This is a genomic window from Bowmanella dokdonensis (assembly GCF_017254865.1).
Classification (GTDB): Bacteria; Pseudomonadota; Gammaproteobacteria; order Enterobacterales; family Alteromonadaceae; genus Bowmanella; species Bowmanella dokdonensis.
Genome location: NZ_JAFKCV010000001.1, coordinates 236547 through 252044, shown reverse-complemented (window position 1 = coordinate 252044; position 15498 = coordinate 236547). Strand labels below are relative to the sequence as shown.

The following is a 15498-nucleotide window of genomic DNA, read 5'->3' as shown; positions in this document are numbered from 1 at the left end:
GATGCCTCACAAATAATATTTTATTATCTTTTTGTTCTACATGGGTTTTTATCTATGGCCCGCGTCTTGCTTGTTCATTTTTTCGACATTCAGGGTCGCCCTATGTCTTCGCTTGCATTAAAGGGAAAGGCAATGCTCTGTGATGTTTGCAGTATCATCTTCAAACCTCAGGAAATGCTCTTCAGGAGATAAAATGAAAAATAAATTATCCGCCCTGCTATTGGCGACATCCCTGGTCTGCGGGTCGTCCCAAGCAGTAATACTCTATGACCAGGACATCACGCCGGATGTCATCTTTGGCAGCGGCAATGCCAATGGCAGCTTTACCACAGAGCAGAATAACGGCATCGAACTCGGGCTGCGCGGCAAGCTCAGACATAATGCAGCCGGTCAGCCGGAAAATACTTTCAACAGTAATGGTGACGGGACATATAGCTTTAATGCCGGTGTCGCCCCCACTCAGTCCGCACCCACTGCACAGTGGAGTTTCGAGTGGTCGATCAACAGCGATTATTCGGGTGACGACAACTTTAACTTTATGCTTGCGGATCTGAGCTTTGTACTCGGCCTGGACACTGATCCTAGCCTGTCTACCGACTTTTTGACCTTCGATCTCATCCATGGCATTGAACCCATTGCCAACTCGGTATGCTGGGATCATTCCATGGGTGACAACGGCACAGGTAATGGCGCAGGAACAGAGGTCAGTGGATGCCGCAGTGCAGACGCGGGGGTGGCAGCGGCAGCAACAGCGGCCTATGCCACGAACCTCACCGACTTCAATGTGGCCCAGAACTCTTGGAAGCCCCATTGGTTTATTCCCGGTTTCGACCCCACAATTGATGCGACTTACGATTTCTATCTGGCCGCATTCGATGCCCAGGGACAACAACTGGCCAGAACACAGATTCAGATCATTGTAGGAAGTGGTGGAGCGACACAGGTACCAGCGCCTACCCCATTGTTACTGCTTGGTATCGGTCTGCTGGCTGTGCTGCTGAGCCGGAAACGGGTGTTCAGTTAGATCCTATGCTGGGCAGCTAATCAAGGCCGCCCAGCTTCCCCTTTGTTGGTGAAAATTCCTACTGAACTTCTGCCACACGCTTCAGCACGGTCAGAAAGGCCCGGCAGGAATCCAGGGAAGCGGTTTCTTCCATGGTGTGATAGCCGGTAGTGGGAATTTGCAGGGTACTGCCGGTGACCATGCCGTTGGAAGCTGCAATGATCCGGCCCATCTCGGTGCTGCCGTAAGACTGTACCGCCTGCCCTTCGCTCAGTTGGGCGTTCTTCTTATCAATATACTCGTCCTTGTAACTGCAGGTATGGCCATAAACCTCGCAGATGGCCTGCAGTTGTTCGGTCAGCACTGAATCAAACTGGGCATTGGCATCCCGGTGCCTGAGCACAAGATGCTGTTTGTCTGCTTCATTCCTGTCAGGATAGGGGCTGGTGTCCACCACTATCAGGCGGTTAGTACGACTGCCAAAGCGACGGAACCATTCGAGGAGATAGCGCCAGCTCTTACCGGCTTCTTCCTGGGCGGTGAAAAAGGCAGTGCCCTGGAATCCCCGGCTGAATAAATGAACCAGAAAAGCCGCCGTCAGCACATTGTCCAGCTGTCCGCTGATGGTATCGCTATTGACAGTGAGTCGATCTGCAAAGGCCACCGGGGTGCCGGCCACCAGGTGCTCCAGTCCTTCGAGGGTAAAGATAAGGTTGTTACGCCGCTCACAGACATAGCTGCTGGCAATTCTGCCCTTACCGCGATAGGCCCCGGACCAGGGCTCATAGGCGATGACAGGCGTGGCGTCGAACCTGTCGACTATCTTGCTGATCAGTTGCTCGGACACTGAGTTACCGAGCAGATCGGAACGGTTGCCTGCCACGAAGGCCGCGTACTGGAATTCATTGGGACCGGTACAGATCAATCCGTGCCTGTCGATATGAGCCGAAAACATGGCCGAAAAAGGCTTGCTGCCCTGCGCCACCAACACCCCTTCATACCAGGTCACATTGGCACCCCGCTCTTCCAGTTCACGCTGCAATACCCGGAAGAAAGAATGTTCGGCGCCCACCACCGCAGGTTCCCGAATCAGGGTTTTCAGCAGATCGATGATTTCATTTAGTTCGGACATGGTTGGCTACGTTAAACAAAGGACAATAGTCATAAGGATAATGTTGGGCAGCGGGATGACGCCAGTAAAATCGGCTGGCTGATTAACCGCCAGGGCACAGAACACAAAGAGTTTTCCGGCTCAGGGTCTTCTCTTTGTGTCACTGTGGTGGCCATTAAACTTCGCGTTTTAAATGGGCGACCCCGGTGGCAGCGCCAGGGGCGTATACTTTGGCTGCCACTGGCCGGACTCAAGATACCAATGCAACTCACGGGCAATCAGGCGGTACTGGGCCTGTTCCTGGTGATCTTCCAGCCACTCCCTAAGTCCGGTCAGACTTGTCAGTAGTTCGGCACGGGCCACAGGCGCCAGGTCGGGATTCTGCATCGCCTGCATAAGGGAATAAAATACCAGGTAATCCGTACGCTGCCGGATCAGGCTCTCCACGCCCCTGGAGGCTGGCTGCTTGAAGCTCTTCTCCAGCAGCTTTTTCAGCATCTGTTCAATATTAAGCTCGCCGGTTGCCATCGCCAGACGATTCAGTCGCTGGGGATGCAACAATAAGCTGAGGGTATGATTAGCGGCCGCTTCTGCAGCACTGATGGGATCAAATGCCAGCCCCGTACGGCCCTGGAAACTCTCCCGGCCGTCTGTATCGCCATATGCCCTGGGCGGGATCAGAGTCAGCAGGTCGGCCGGCAAGGTCAGTACGTCAGGGGAAAGGGTGGCCAGCAGGCTCTCCAGCGCCCGGCGCTGCTGATCGGCGCCGACATGCTTTAATCCCCTGGGCTTAGGGTGATCCCCTTTAAGTTCATATTCATATTCAAGCCCCCCCACCAGTTTGGCGACAGCTTCCACCTGATAGCGATGCAGCAGATAGATGGGCACCAGCGTTTCCTGCAGGCTGGAGAGGGGCGCCTGGTCAGGGATACTGGCCAGCCCCAGATTATTCAGCGCTACACGGCGTACCGCCAGCAACCGCTTGAGTTCGGCTACCGGGTCGGCGCCATTATCCCATAAGTGTCCCCTGGCACTGACGCCGCCTGCCGGCCTGGCATCGCGATCGGCTATATATTCCAGCCCTTGCTCTTTGGCCTGGCTGACCAGTTTACGCAAGGCGTCTTGTTCGTCATCGCCGAACTCACCGTAGCCATATTCGATGGCGTACAGATCCCATTTTCCCAGCCCTTCTGTGTAGGCATTTTTTAATGAGATTTTGTCATTTTCGAGAGTCACGAGGGGATGGGGATAATCCATCACCGATGCCCGATCATTGGCGCTGGCCGCAAAATTGTGAATCAGTCCCAGGGTATGGCCGACCTCGTGGGCGGACAACTGTCGAATTCTGGCCAGGGCCATATCCAACTGGGTCTGGGTATCGTTGGCGCCGCCATCATAAGGGCTGGTCAGGCCGGTAGCGATGAGGAAATCCTGGCGCACCCGCAGTGAGCCCAGCGTCACATGCCCTTTGAGGATTTCGCCGGTGCGCGGATCCGTGACCGTGGAGCCGTATGACCAGCCCCGGGTCGCCCGGTGCACCCACTGTATGACGTTGTAGCGCACATCCATGGGATCTGCGTCGGCTGGCAGGGGCTTGACCACAAAAGCATTTTTATAGCCCAGCTTCTCAAAGGCGTTATTCCACCACATGGCACCATCGTACAAGGCGCTGCGGACCGGCTCAGGGACGCCCGGGTCCAGGTAGTAAACGATGGGCTCCACAGGCTCGCTGACCGACGCGCCGGGATCCTGCTTCTGCAGACGATGGCGGGGAACGAAACGCTTCACCATGGACTGATCAATTGGAGCAGCATAGTCCATATACTCCACTTTCCAATAGCCGGAGTAAGGATGGAATGCCCTGGGTTGATAGCCTTCCTCGGGCAGTGCAATCAAGGAGTGATGCAAATGCACCGAAATGGCATCCGGGGCGGGGGCCACCTGTTTCACATGGTCGCCGGCCTTGCTACCTGCGAAGGTAATCAGGGCCTCCAACTCGGTGTTGCGGGGAAAGGCTTTGCTTCGCTCCAGGAAAATTCCGCTGCGCTTGGCATCCGCCTTGTAGCTGCCCTGATTGGTCTGGGTCAGACGTTCGGCGATCTGGTGGATATCACTGAACAGAAACTCCGTATAGTCCACTAGCAACCGGTTGCCATCGGACGCCACCACCGGCAGACCGGCCAGTACTGAACTGGCAAAGGCTTCATCGACACTGGCCTGCTCTGCCGGATTGTCGCTGGCAGCCCGGTAATAGCTGTTGAGTTGCTTTAAAAAGACTTTGTTGCCAAACCGCTCAAACTGCACCAGCCGGGTCTCCCCCAGTTGCCCGCGATCCAGACCAATGTCGTTGGAGCCCATGCCCCGTGGCAGGCTACTCTGGAAAATAAAAGGCTGATCCAGCTTGTCCACCAGCAGATACAGCTTGTCTTCTTCGCTTTGGTAGTAGAAGTCGAAATAGCCGTCCCTATATTGCATACCCTTGCTGAATTCGGCTATGCCGGTGGCCCAGACTGCAGGCGTTAACAGTAGGAGTACAAGCGCGATTCGCAATCTCATGGTGTCCCCGATTCTTTTTAAAACTCAGGGCGTTACCTTATATGCTGGAAGGGATTTAAGGAAGGGGATAAAGAACAGTTGGCTAGAGGGCGGGTTATCCGGACCGCCCCAGAGCAATCCGGATCGGTTAAATCAGTGACTGGTCATCCATTTACGCACAGCCGAGGCCAGTTCATCCGGGTGGAACTTGGCAATAAACTGATCCGCCCCCACTTTTCGCACCATGGCTTCATTGAAAACACCGCTCAAAGAAGAATGCAAAATGATGTGGATCTTGCGCAGGTCGGGATGGGCCTTGACCTCGGCAGCCAGGGTATAGCCATCCATTTCCGGCATTTCGATATCCGAGATAATCAGCGGGACCTTGCTGGTAATGTCGCCACCCATTTCCTTGGCCTTGGCTTCCAGCCACTTGAGGGCTTCACGACCGTCATTGACCAGTTCCACATTAACGCCAATGGAGGACAGAGCCCGTTTAACCTGATTGCGGGCCACCGAAGAGTCGTCCGCCACCAGTACCGTCATCTGGCTGACATCCACATCGGCACCCTGGCTCTTGACCGCTTCGCTGACTTCTTCATCGACGGGGGAAATCTCGGCAAACACCTTCTCCACATCAATCACCTGGACCAGCTTGTCGTCGACTCTGGTCACGGCGGTCAGATAATGGTTCGCACCGGCCCCTTTGGGTGGCGGCATGATCTGTTCCCAGTTGATATTGACGATGCGGTCCACACTGCCGACCAGAAATCCCTGGGTGTTACGGTTGTATTCGGTGACCAGTACGTAGGCGGTTTTAAGGTCTTCAATGCGTTTGCCGCCGGTGGCCTGACTAAGATCGATTACGGTAATGGGGACACCACGCAGATGTGCTATTCCCCTCACATGGGGGCTGGCGCCCGGCATCTCAGTCAGCTCAGGGCACTGCAATACTTCCCTGACCTTGAACACGTTGATGCCGAAGGGTTGTTGGCCAAGCAGCCTGAAGATCAGCAGTTCCAGTCGGTTCTGACCGACGATATTGGTCCGCTGATTGACCGAATTCATTAAGTTACTCATGACTGCTCCAGATTCTCGCTGTCATTATATCGGGTATGGACTGCGCCTTGTCCCCTGATGGTGAAGGCTTCATGCCATTCACAGCTACCTGTTAAAGCTACACCTAATACAATAGCAACAACAGGGATTTACAGGAATTTTTTCGCCCATTCCCCCTGCTGTGCCGATCTGCCCGGCCGTCTGTAAACCGGATACCCGGCAATAACAAAAAGGCCCGCTGTAGCGGGCCCTGGGAATGAGTGAAAACAGCCTTACATGCCGACGTTGGTGCTTTCGAAGATCTTGTCGGCAGAGGCCGCCACAAAGCCCGTATAGAGTCTGCCATCTGGCAGCGGGAAGCGCTGGGCAAACTCATAGAAACAGCTTGGGATGGTCAGTTTGGCATCGCTGAACTGCACTTCCATCTTGTCCGCCATGGTCGAAGACTGGGCCAGATGCACCTCAGGACCCCCCTTGATTTCACCCCCAGAGGTATTCAGTTCAAAACCCGCTTCCTTAAGCTTGTTATTGACCTCTGCCAACTGGCTGTATTGTTTCAGGTGATTCAGGCTGACGGTAAAGTGATTGGCACGAAACCCCCAGGCGGAAACCCAGGCCGCGTACTCGGACTCGTTGAGCAGCGTCTGGTAATCACTGCTGCTGACTTTCCAGTGGGTGCCGGAATAGAGAAAGTCTTCTTTGTTCACCGCATCGGCAGGAACGGCATCGACCATTTTGTGGATGATGGCCTGTACGGGTGCGGAGAAAGCCTCCACCAGCAACTCACTGATAAACACCTTGGGTTTGGTTTCGTCTGCATGCTCGAAATGTCTGGCCTTCAGCTTTTTCTGTTCGAAATCATACTGACCTTTTTCTTCATAGCCCAGAGCGAGAAAATGGGCGGCCAGCTTGTCCAGGTTAACCTTCTCAATGTTGAATGTACGAAACGCCACATGATCGTTGATCAGCTCATCACCGTCACCAAGCAGTTGGTGAACTTTCTGAGCCGAAGGCGTCATGGCGACGTAATCCTGCCATAGACTGGCGAATAAGGTTTCAACGTTGTTATGCATGATTTTGGTACTACTTCCTATCTTCAGATTAAAACATTGTGAATTACTCAGAACCCGTCACTCGAGTAATCACCAAAGCCTTGTGTGACGGATTATACAGGATCCGAGAACAAAAAACATACAGCCAGATAAAAACAACTTATCTCTCCTGTAGAAGGCTGTTTTCTCATATTTAAGATACAAAAAAGGTGGCTTAGCCACCTTTTTGTTAAACAAATGTAAATTTTAGAACTTCAGACCTGGATTAAGGCTGTCAGGCATGTCCGATTTCTCCAGTTCCACCGAAGCGACCGGGTAGGCACAGTAGTCCGCCGCATAGTAGGCACTTGCCCTGTGGTTACCACTTTCACCTATGCCGCCAAAGGGAGCGGCACTGCTGGCACCTGTGATGGGACGGTTCCAGTTGACGATGCCGGCACGGATACGCCGAAAGAAATGCTGATACAGTTCGGCGTCATCCGACAACAAGCCTGCTGACAGGCCAAATACGGTATTGTTGGCCTCTTCAATAGCCTGGTCGAAATCGCTATAGCGAATCACTTTGAGCAGGGGACCGAAATGCTCTTCGTCGGGCATCTTGTCCAGAATGCCGGTGACATCGATAATGCCGGGGGTCACAAAGCCTGACTCAGGATCCAGGTGTTGCATTTCCAGCAGCGATTCTGCACCAAGGTCCTGTAACTGTTTTTGCGCCGCAACCATTTGCTGGGCCGCTCGGGAGGAAATCATCGCCCCCATAAAAGGTTGGGGCTCGGCATCATAGTCACCCACCTGAATCTGCCGAGTCACTTCCAGCAATCTGGCCAGGATGGCATCACCCTGCTCATTCTGTTCCAGGAAGAGTCGGCGAGAACAGGTACAACGCTGTCCCGAGGTAACAAAGGCCGACTGTACTATGTCATGCACAGTGGCATCGATATCCGATACACCCCTCACCAGCAGCGGGTTATTGCCGCCCATTTCCAGGGCCAGGATCTTGCCCGGATGGCCGCCAAACTGTTCGTGCAGCAACTTACCGGTGCGTGAACTGCCGGTAAAGAACAAGCCGTCGATACCGGGATGGCTGGCCAACGCCTTGCCGGTTTCCACTTCGCCCTGCACCAGGTTAATCACCCCTTGTGGCAGACCGGCCTTTTCCCACAGTTCAACCGTTTTTTGGGCCACCAGCGGCGTCAGTTCGCTGGGTTTGAATATCACCGTATTGCCCGCCAGCAGGGCAGGCACTATATGCCCGTTAGGCAGATGACCAGGGAAGTTGTACGGGCCGAAGACCGCAACCACCCCATGGGGCTTGTGGCGAATATAGGCTTTGCCCAGCGGCATGGGATTTTCTACCGTACCTGTACGTTCCTTATAAGCCCGCTCTGAAATGGCCACCTTGCCGATCATGGCGCCCACTTCTGTGGCCGTTTCCCACAGGGGTTTACCGGTTTCCCTGGCGATGGTCAGGGCCAGCTCATCCTTGTGCTCACCGAGCAGGGCGGCGAAACGCTTGACGAAGACCAGACGTTCCTCAAAGCTGAATTCTGACCAGGGCAGGAAAGCCTGCCGGGCGGCGCTGACGGCCTCGCCAACCTGGGCGGGGCTGGCCGATTTGGCCTGCCAGATGGTCTGTTTCTTGGCCGGGTCCTGAGAAGCGATGTCATGGCCCTGGCCCTCAAGCCACTGGCCGGCGATAAATTGTGCTTTGGTCATTGTTACCCCTTCAATTTGAGTGGTGCAAAACGCACCTTGTCGCCCTCGTCTATCTGCAGGGCATCGGCCGCCTGTCGGGACAATATGGCGACCTCCTGTTGTTCATCGATACGCAGCGGTGCTGCGATCCCGCGGAATCCCTGGATACGGGTATTGATAATCTGGAAAGTATTAGCGCCTTCCGTGTCGCCAATCCGCACCGGCAGTTTCCGGCTGTTCTGGGCCGTGCGGATATGTTGCAGATCCGCTTCCACCGTGGGGCCGGCATCGAAGATGTCTACATAGCCGCGGCAACGGAAACCTTCTGATTCCAGCAGTTGCAGTGCCGGTCGGGTTTTTTCATGTACCTTACCAATGACAGCCTGGGCCTCTTTGGACAGCAGGCTCACATAAATCGGATACTTGGGCATCAGTTCGGCAATAAAGACCTTCTGGCCAATGCCGGTCAGATAATCTGCCGTGGGGAAGTCCATGGAAAAAAAGTGTTCCTCCAGCCACTGCCAGAACGGCGAACCGCCATTTTCGTCCGAAACCCCGCGCATTTCGGCGATCACCGTCTCAGAAAAACGTTTCTGATGCTCTCGGATAAACAGGAAGCGAAACTTGGACAGGAAACGGCCGTTATTGCCTTTTCTGGCCTGCTCCCGCAGGAACAGGGTGCAGATTTCGGTGACGCCCGTGTAATCGTTACAGAAGGTGAGAATATCCACCATGTTATAGATATTCAGCTCACGGGACGCATGGGCCACCTTACCAATATGGTAATGATAAAAGGCGTCATCTTTACCCACTGCCGCCTGGATGCCGCTGGTTCCCACCACCTGTCCGTTTTGGGTATCCTCCATGACGAACAGATAGCTTTCCTCGCCAGGTTTCTCCACCGTGCGACCGAAGGACGCTTCCGAAGAGGCAATCTTGTTACGCAGTAATTCCTCGTTGACCGGCAATGAGGTGAAACCTATGCCAGACTCAACGGCTATTTCATGCAGTGACGGATAGTCACTGGCCTGGATTGGGCGAATTACCATCATGGTCGCTTACTCCCGCTCTTGTAAAAGGCTGCATGCCTGTAGGACAGAACGCCGGATGAACCGGCTTGGAAGCAGGGGCTGATCAGCCCCTGCCTGTTCATTCAGCCGTTGACGACCCTGGCTACGGCCCGCTCGAAACGCGCCAGACCTTCCTTAATGTCTTCGTCGGGAATGATCAGCGACGGGGCGAAGCGCACCACATTGGCGCCAGCCACCAGACACATCAGTTGTTCCTCCACGGAGGCGACCAGAAAATCCCGGGCACGGCCCTGATACTTCTCGTTCAGCGCTGCGCCGAGCAGCAGGCCCTTGCCGCGAATTTCGTTGAATACATGATACTTGTCGTTGATGGCGTTCAGACCGTCACGGAACATCTGCTCCTTGCGCTTTACCCCGTTGAGCACTTCGTCAGTATTGACGATGTCCAGCACACGTTCAGCCACGGCGCAGGCCAGGGGGTTACCGCCATAGGTGCTGCCGTGGGTCCCGACTTTGAGACTGGCGGCAATGGCTTTGGTGGTCAGCATGGCCCCGATGGGGAATCCGCCACCCAGGGCCTTGGCCGTAGACAGGATATCCGGAGTCACACCCAGCCCCATGTAAGCGTACAGCTGACCGGTACGACCCACACCGGACTGCACTTCGTCGAAAATCAGCAGCGCATTGTGCTTGTTGCACAGTTCGCGTACGCCTTGAACGAATTCAGGAGTGGGGCTGATGATACCGCCTTCACCCTGGAGAGGCTCCATCATGACTGCACAGGTATTGTCAGACATCAGGGCCTGCAGGCTGGCGAGATCATTGTATGTGGCGTGGTCAATGGCGCCGGGCTTGGGTCCAAAACCATCGGAATAGGCAGGCTGGCCACCTACGGTAACGGTGAAGAAAGTGCGACCGTGGAACCCCTGCTTGAAGGAAATAATCTGGTTTTTCTGTTCACCATAATGATCAAGAGCCCAGCGGCGGGCCAGTTTCAGTGCGGCTTCGTTGGCTTCCGCACCAGAGTTGGCAAAGTACACATGCTCGGCGAATGTCACATCGGTCAGTTTCTTGGCCAGACGTAAAGCCGGCTCGTTAGTGAAAACGTTACTCAGATGCCAGAGCTTCTGACTCTGTTCATTGAGGGCGGCCACCATTTCCGGATGACAATGTCCCAGGGAATTAACCGCAATACCGCCGGCAAAATCCACATACTCCACCTCATTCTGATCCCAGATGCGGGACCCTTTACCCCGAACCGGGATCATATTGGCCGGGTTATAGTTGGGGGCCATGACTTGATCAAATAACTCACGAGTGACTTTCATTCTATCTACCTCTTGCTTTGCTGGTGGCCCCTTGTTTTATATGCGGCCACGGGGCAATGGCGAAAATGGCGCCATTATTCCAGATTTCATCCCTTATGTCTCCCTGCAACACCTTCAAAACCCTTGATTTACAAGGGCTTGGTCTATTATTGCAGGAATAGTGAATAACTATATCAAGAGCACTGCCCGTAAGGGCACAATTGCTCTCGCCATATCGGAAGTCAGCCCGCTATTGTAGCGCCCAAATGGGGGCTGCATGAATATGTAAAAATATTTTTTACTTTTGTCAGGAAGCTTCCTGATCTTCATCGAAGGTCAGGTTCAGATGGCGAAGATCCGTCGCTTTCAACAGGGAGAGGGCGCCGGCCGGCATCATCAGGTCTCGCAGATACATCTTGGCTTCATCCATGTTGATCAAACGGTAGGTCTTGAGCATACGATATTTGTTGTAAGCATCCCCCTGCCTGAGCACCTTTCCCATGGGGGACATCTCCCTGACCGGCAGATTGGCGGCAAACTCCTCCATGGCAGGGGCTATGCAAACCCTGCGAAAGTCCATGCGTTTGATCAGACGACTGCTGACCGAAGCGGCATACTTATCATAGATGGCCAGCAAGCCCGTTCCGGAGGGAGTGAGTTCGGTCAGGGCGCTGTGCTCTTCCTTCATCCTGGCTTCATGAGCCTCGTGTACGGCATCACGCACCACCTCGTCGAACAGGCGAAAGTACAAGCGGGTCAATACCAGCTTGCCCACCTCATGAAACATACCCAGGGTAAAGGCGTGACCTTCATCCAGTTGGCAGACCTGGGCAATTTTCTTGCATGCCAAGCCGGTGCCAATGGCCTGCTCCCAGAGGCGGGTCTTGATACTGGGATAAGGATCGGTAATTTGCGGGATCCAGCGGCGGAACACCAGGGACGGAATCACCATTTTGAGATTTTCCAGCCCGAGAAAGCTCAGCGCCACACGCAGATTATCCACAGGGATGACCTTGCCCTTACTATTGGTGCGACGGTATTTGGGCATATTAATCATCTTAATGAGATCCGTGGACAGCCAACTGACAGTGGCGACCAGGGGCTCCAGCCTGCCGATGGAGGCTGCCCGCACCGACATCACATCCAGAATGTCCGGCAGGTTTTCATGCACTCCCAACAGCTTGTTGTAAAGATGCTCGGTATCCTGAAGACGATCATCCAGGCGGATCAGTATTTCGTCCTGGATCCTGTCCTGAAGCTGGTCGAGAAAACTCTGATGGGAACTCTGATTCAGTTTCTTGTCCCGACGGGCCACCTTCTCCACCATCAGCAACTGACGGCCGTCGCTGTCTGTGGCAAAGGCAGGCTGATCCTCATTCGGTTCACAGAGGCTCAGTTGCTTGGCCAGCTCCAGCCCCAGCAGCAGGGCGCTGAATCTTTCCTCAATTTGTTGGGCGATAGGTTTCTGCTCGCTCATTCAATCACTTATGGACAAGGGTATGTCATTGTTATCGGGCTCAGGCCCAGATCATAAAGGAAAAAGCCCGCGGCGGTAAGTTTTCCCGTTGTGCTGCCCTCGCCGCCAAGGGGCCGGCATGCAGTAAACTCTCGGCACTGCGCTCCCCCCTCCGGCTCACACCATCGAGGTAAGAATCACGGACACCAGCAGATTGAGCAGCGGCCATCTCACTTGTTGCCGGTAATGCCAATGGCCACCTCAGCTAATAGATTCGGTAAAAATTCTTAAATGTGCGAGGGCTTTTCCAGCATGGATCCGACCACAGCTTTGCTTTTTGCCAGGTCTGTCAGTAACGGGGCTGAAGTTCCCGGGTTCAGCGTCGGTCTTCGAGGAACCGGCCGCTTCACAGGCAGTTGAGCCACAAGTTAAGCTGGTTGCGCAATGAAATAACTTTTCTGGTATCTTTTGCCCCCAATAGTAATGCCGCTGATGAGAATAAGCACTTAAAATGGATGTCGCACAACGCTTGGCCAACTCTTCGGCAGAGCAAATGCCGGGCGATCTAGAGGCCGCCTTTCAAGTCCCCTTCCACTTTGCCGTGCGTTTTACCCGGGAGGTCTTCTCCCCGGCTAATTCCACCCTTTCCCGGGAGCTGTGCACAGAAGACGGGGCACCGGGCAACGTACTGTTTTTCGTCGACGACAATCTGTTGCAGGCCCTTCCAGGTCTGACCGCCAAGGTCACGGCCTACTGCAGCTTTCACCAAGTGAGGTTGTTGGCGCCGCCCGTGCCGGTAAAAGCCGGCGAGGTGGGCAAACAAGGTGATGAATTGGCTAAGCTCCACCAGCAACTGCTGGATCTGGGTGTGGACAGGCACAATTTTGTTTGTGCCATAGGCGGTGGCGCGGTGCTGGATCTGGTTGGTTTTGCCTGTTCAACATTTCACCGTGGCGTCCCCCTGATCCGTATTCCCACGACAGTGCTGGCCCAGAATGATGCAGGGATCGGGGTGAAGAACGGCATCAATGCACTGGGACACAAGAATCTGCTTGGCAATTTCTGCCCGCCGAAAGCGGTTATCAACGATTTTGGACTGTTGGCAACCCTCTCCCGCCGGGACAAGCGGGCAGGGCTGGCCGAAGCCATCAAAGTGGCCCTAATTCAGGATGCCGGCTTCTTTGCCTGGCTGGAAGGCAACGCCTCTGCCCTGGCAGCCTTCGAGCCAGAAGCCAGCCAGTTCGCCATATATCGTTGCGCCCAATTGCATCTGCACAAGATCACTCTGGGGGGCGATCCTTTCGAGCGGGGCAACGGGCGACCGCTGGATTATGGGCATTGGAGTGCCCATAAGCTGGAAGTACTGTCGAACCATCGCATCCGCCATGGTGAAGCCGTAGCGGTGGGCATGTTGCTGGACGCATTTTACGCCAACCTAGTCGGCCTGCTCCACGAGCAGGCCCTGGCACGGTTGTTGAGTCTGCTTGTCAGGCTGGAGTTTCCCCTTTGGTATCCTGAATTGGCTGACCAGGAGGCCATATTGCAGGGACTGGAGGACTTCCGCCAGCATCTGGGGGGCGATCTGTCGATTCCGATGCTCACCGGTATTGGCAGCGCCCTGGATGTGCAGCAGATAGACCGAGGGCAAATGATCAGCGCCCTTGAAAGACTCAGAACAGCGGAAGAATCTGCTCCAGGATGCCGATGACCCCCCGTACTTTCTTAACCCTGGCCCGCGCCTCCAACCTTCCGTCAGTCTGGACCAATGTCCTGGTAGGGGGCTCCCTGGGATTGGTGGCCGCCAGTGGGTTGCCAGTGTGGCAATGGATAATGCTGCTGGTGGCCATGTCGGCCTTTTATACAGGTGGCATGTTGCAGAACGATGCCTGCGACGCCACCTGGGATAAACAACACGCCAATCCCCGTCCAATAGCACAGGGGCTGGCTGACCGGCAAACAGTCGCTTGGCTGGCGATGGCCTGTTTTGCCATGGGTATGCTGCTGCTTGTCGTCCTGACCTGGGTACAGGGAGGACGGGAAGTCGTATCGGCGCTGATCTTGGGTGGCCTGCTGACTGCCACTATCTGGACCTACAATCGCTGGCACAAGGAGCAACCCCACTGTGCCTGGCTGATGGGCTTGTGTCGTGTCCAACTCTATCTTGCCAGTGGAATATTGCTTGGCCAGGCTAGTTGGCTGCTGCTGGCCTGCGCCCTGATACTGGCCACCTACATCGCCGCCGTCACTTACCTGGCTCGTGATGAGCATCTGGCCCCCACCGCCATGTCCGTACGTCGGCATTGGCCCCTGTTGCTGCTCTTCGGTCCACTGGCTTTGTCCGCCATGGATCCCGGCTGGCTTTACTACGCTCTGGCCCTGGTCTTCTGCACCTGGATTGCATGGCATTTTATTCAGGTACTGGTTGTCAGGCGTGCTCCGCCCAGGAAGCTGATCGGCGCACTCCTGGCCGCCATCAGTCTGATCGACGCCATGGTCCTTGCGGCACTTGGGCTGTCCTGGCTCAGCCTGTTGTGTCTGGCGGCTTTTTGCCTGATGCCAGTCTTACAGCGTTGGATCAGCGCCACCTAGGAGGTTGTATGCAACTGGCAGAAGATAAACTGGAGCAAGCCCTGGCGGAATTCTCCGTCCAACTTAGGGATCCGGCCAGACAATGGTTCATGCAGGCACTGCAGGGAGTGAATTGTGGGGAAAAAGGCCTGCAAAACACAGCCCTGTACAGTGCCATGGCCCGCAGAAAACTGGGCGAGGAGGTCTACCCGGGATTTCCCTTACCTGGTCACTGGACAGTCGCCCACGTCGGCCGGGTCTTCCTTCTTTACCGAATTTTGTTACATTATAACAATGAAAGCCGGGCTTTGGTCTTTACCCGGCTCTACCGTGAGGGTGACGAACAGGAGAAAATAGCCTGGCTGAAGGCTATGAGCCTGATGGATACTCAGGGCCTGATGGTGGAGCATATGGTCCATGCCGCCCGTACGAACAGCCAGGAGGCTTATGCGGCCATTGCCCTGTATAACCCTTACCCGGCAAGGCATTATTGCCAGGAGGCCTTTAACCAACTGGTTCTCAAGGCCCTGTTCATGGATCTGGACATTCGCCAGGTTCAGGGCATCCTGCAACGCATGAACCCGACAATGAAAAGACTGGTGACAGATTTGAAAGAAGAACGCAGGGCAGCGGGCCGCGTGTTTCCCCAGGGCATCGACTGGTTACTTAGCCAGTGAAATC

General features: G+C 54.9%; 12 protein-coding genes. 4 read left to right on the top strand and 8 right to left on the bottom strand.

All coding sequences use genetic code 11. From position 1 onward, the window contains the following. Positions 1–193 precede the first annotated feature (193 nt). The gene (locus J0A66_RS01210; protein WP_206571941.1) at positions 194–1024 is read left to right on the top strand and encodes a PEP-CTERM sorting domain-containing protein; all 831 of its coding nucleotides are present in this window, start codon (positions 194–196) and stop codon (positions 1022–1024) included. Positions 1025–1082: 58 nt separating this feature from the next. Here J0A66_RS01210 and J0A66_RS01205 read toward each other — a convergent pair whose 3' ends face one another. The 8 genes from J0A66_RS01205 to J0A66_RS01170 form a co-directional block, all read right to left on the bottom strand. Beyond that, a complete protein-coding gene (locus tag J0A66_RS01205; protein WP_206571940.1) occupies positions 1083–2135 on the bottom strand; it encodes a peptidase M42 in 1053 nt (350 codons plus the stop codon). Between the two features lie 168 nt (positions 2136–2303). After that, positions 2304–4670, bottom strand: a complete 2367-nt coding sequence (locus J0A66_RS01200) for a zinc-dependent metalloprotease (protein ID WP_241263939.1) — start codon at positions 4668–4670, stop codon at positions 2304–2306. A 132-nt stretch (positions 4671–4802) separates the two neighbouring features. Further along, positions 4803–5729 carry a chemotaxis protein CheV gene (locus J0A66_RS01195; protein WP_206571939.1) on the bottom strand — a complete coding sequence of 309 codons (927 nt, stop codon included), beginning with the start codon at positions 5727–5729 and terminating at the stop codon, positions 4803–4805. 251 nt (positions 5730–5980) lie between these two features. Then, the gene (locus J0A66_RS01190; RefSeq protein ID WP_206571938.1) at positions 5981–6781 is read right to left on the bottom strand and encodes a DUF1338 domain-containing protein; all 801 of its coding nucleotides are present in this window, start codon (positions 6779–6781) and stop codon (positions 5981–5983) included. A gap of 225 nt (positions 6782–7006) precedes the next feature. Beyond that, positions 7007–8476, bottom strand: coding sequence for a succinylglutamate-semialdehyde dehydrogenase (gene astD / locus J0A66_RS01185; RefSeq protein WP_206571937.1), 1470 nt, complete (start codon positions 8474–8476; stop codon positions 7007–7009). A gap of 2 nt (positions 8477–8478) precedes the next feature. Next, positions 8479–9507 carry an arginine N-succinyltransferase gene (astA, locus tag J0A66_RS01180; protein WP_206571936.1) on the bottom strand — a complete coding sequence of 343 codons (1029 nt, stop codon included), beginning with the start codon at positions 9505–9507 and terminating at the stop codon, positions 8479–8481. 101 nt (positions 9508–9608) lie between these two features. Further along, the gene (locus J0A66_RS01175) at positions 9609–10814 is read right to left on the bottom strand and encodes an aspartate aminotransferase family protein (RefSeq protein WP_206571935.1); all 1206 of its coding nucleotides are present in this window, start codon (positions 10812–10814) and stop codon (positions 9609–9611) included. 286 nt (positions 10815–11100) lie between these two features. Then, the gene (locus J0A66_RS01170; RefSeq protein WP_206571934.1) at positions 11101–12270 is read right to left on the bottom strand and encodes an HDOD domain-containing protein; all 1170 of its coding nucleotides are present in this window, start codon (positions 12268–12270) and stop codon (positions 11101–11103) included. A gap of 490 nt (positions 12271–12760) precedes the next feature. On the opposite strand from J0A66_RS01170, the gene J0A66_RS01165 reads away from it, so the two are divergent. The 3 genes from J0A66_RS01165 to J0A66_RS01155 are packed head-to-tail and all read left to right on the top strand — an operon-like array spanning position 12761 to position 15494. After that, positions 12761–13957 carry a 3-dehydroquinate synthase gene (locus J0A66_RS01165; RefSeq protein ID WP_206571933.1) on the top strand — a complete coding sequence of 399 codons (1197 nt, stop codon included), beginning with the start codon at positions 12761–12763 and terminating at the stop codon, positions 13955–13957. Beyond that, entirely contained in the window at positions 13954–14838 is an 885-nt protein-coding gene (locus J0A66_RS01160) for a UbiA family prenyltransferase (RefSeq protein ID WP_206571932.1), read from the top strand. Before J0A66_RS01165 ends, J0A66_RS01160 begins: the two co-directional genes overlap by 4 nt. 8 nt (positions 14839–14846) lie before the next feature. Then, positions 14847–15494 carry an EboA domain-containing protein gene (locus J0A66_RS01155; protein ID WP_206571931.1) on the top strand — a complete coding sequence of 216 codons (648 nt, stop codon included), beginning with the start codon at positions 14847–14849 and terminating at the stop codon, positions 15492–15494. Positions 15495–15498 lie beyond the last annotated feature (4 nt).

Bases quoted from the DNA above. Each gene is read 5' to 3' on its own strand.
- astD (WP_206571937.1), bottom strand. From the start codon at position 8,476: ATGACCAAAGCACAATTTATCGCCGGCCAGTGGCTTGAGGGCCAGGGC.
- J0A66_RS01190 (WP_206571938.1), bottom strand. From the start codon at position 6,781: ATGCATAACAACGTTGAAACCTTATTCGCCAGTCTATGGCAGGATTAC.
- astA (WP_206571936.1), bottom strand. From the start codon at position 9,507: ATGATGGTAATTCGCCCAATCCAGGCCAGTGACTATCCGTCACTGCAT.
- J0A66_RS01160 (WP_206571932.1), top strand. From the start codon at position 13,954: ATGACCCCCCGTACTTTCTTAACCCTGGCCCGCGCCTCCAACCTTCCG.
- J0A66_RS01210 (WP_206571941.1), top strand. From the start codon at position 194: ATGAAAAATAAATTATCCGCCCTGCTATTGGCGACATCCCTGGTCTGC.
- J0A66_RS01205 (WP_206571940.1), bottom strand. From the start codon at position 2,135: ATGTCCGAACTAAATGAAATCATCGATCTGCTGAAAACCCTGATTCGG.
- J0A66_RS01165 (WP_206571933.1), top strand. From the start codon at position 12,761: ATGGATGTCGCACAACGCTTGGCCAACTCTTCGGCAGAGCAAATGCCG.
- J0A66_RS01155 (WP_206571931.1), top strand. From the start codon at position 14,847: ATGCAACTGGCAGAAGATAAACTGGAGCAAGCCCTGGCGGAATTCTCC.
- J0A66_RS01170 (WP_206571934.1), bottom strand. From the start codon at position 12,270: ATGAGCGAGCAGAAACCTATCGCCCAACAAATTGAGGAAAGATTCAGC.
- J0A66_RS01175 (WP_206571935.1), bottom strand. From the start codon at position 10,814: ATGAAAGTCACTCGTGAGTTATTTGATCAAGTCATGGCCCCCAACTAT.
- J0A66_RS01200 (WP_241263939.1), bottom strand. From the start codon at position 4,670: ATGAGATTGCGAATCGCGCTTGTACTCCTACTGTTAACGCCTGCAGTC.
- J0A66_RS01195 (WP_206571939.1), bottom strand. From the start codon at position 5,729: ATGAGTAACTTAATGAATTCGGTCAATCAGCGGACCAATATCGTCGGT.